This is a genomic window from Arenibacter lacus (assembly GCF_008711145.1).
GTDB classification, from domain to species: domain Bacteria; phylum Bacteroidota; class Bacteroidia; order Flavobacteriales; family Flavobacteriaceae; genus Arenibacter; species Arenibacter amylolyticus.
Window position 1 is genome coordinate 1 of sequence record NZ_VVIN01000184.1, and the last position, 1,029, is coordinate 1,029.

1 protein-coding gene is annotated in these 1,029 nt (G+C 33.7%); it reads left to right on the plus strand.

The annotated features are described in order from the left end of the window. Positions 1–28 precede the first annotated feature (28 nt). Entirely contained in the window at positions 29–892 is an 864-nt protein-coding gene (locus F1E73_RS17055) for an aminoglycoside 6-adenylyltransferase AadS (protein ID WP_003013318.1), read from the plus strand. Positions 893–1,029 lie beyond the last annotated feature (137 nt).

The window sequence follows — 1,029 nt, forward strand, 5'->3', positions numbered from 1 at the left end:
ACGACATAGTAAAACCGAACCAAACAAAATGAAAGTCAGAGAAGAAAAGTTAAGAACAATTATAGAATGGTCGGAGAAAAACGAAGATGTAAGAGTTCTTCTTCTGACAAGTTCACTTGTAAATCCTTTAGCACTTGTTGACGAATTTAGTGATTTAGACATTGAATTTGTTTTTGAGGATAATACAAATTACATTTCAGACAAAAGCTGGACGCTTAAATTCGGAAATCCAATTGCTATGATTGAAGAAGACGAAAGTTGTTTTAACCATAAACACGCAATGAAAATGCTACTTTATGAAGACGGTGTGAAAGTAGATTTTAAACTTTACAGCAAATCAAAATTTATAAAGGAAACGCAAGAGAAAGAATTACCAGAAGATTGGGATATTGGTTATAAAATTTTAATTGATAAAGATGGTATTACAAAGCAAATGCTGAAACCAACTTATCAAATTTCCATTATCAAAAAACCGTCTGAAAAAGAGTTTCAAAATCTAATAAACGATTTTTGGTGGGACACAACTTACGTGGCAAAGTGTCTTGTGAGAGATGAAATATTCTATGCGAAATTTATGTCGGAAACCGTTATTCGCACAGAATATTTAATTCCTTTAATTGAATGGCACATTGCAAGTGAACACAATTGGAACATAACGACCAATAAATATGGACGACTTTTCAAAAAGTATCTTAACCAGGAAATGTGGGCTAAAACAGAACAAACATTTTCAGGGAGCGATATAAAGGAAAATTGGACTGCTCTATTTTCAATGACTGATTTAGTTTCAGAAATAGGAACTGAATTGTCAAAAAAATTAGAGTACAAATACCCGGATAAATTAGAAAATGACATACGAAAATATTTAGCTGGACTAAAACCCAAAACATAACTACGTCGTACAACATCGTATTGGCAATAGGCGGGCTGAACGGCTTCGTATCAACGGAAGTGCAAAATTCAACTTCTGTTCTTCGATTAAAGTTCAGTGCTAAAAATCCCGCCCATCGCCAATACGCGGCACGTTAT

Bases quoted from the DNA above. Each gene is read 5' to 3' on its own strand.
- F1E73_RS17055 (WP_003013318.1), top strand. From the start codon at position 29: ATGAAAGTCAGAGAAGAAAAGTTAAGAACAATTATAGAATGGTCGGAG.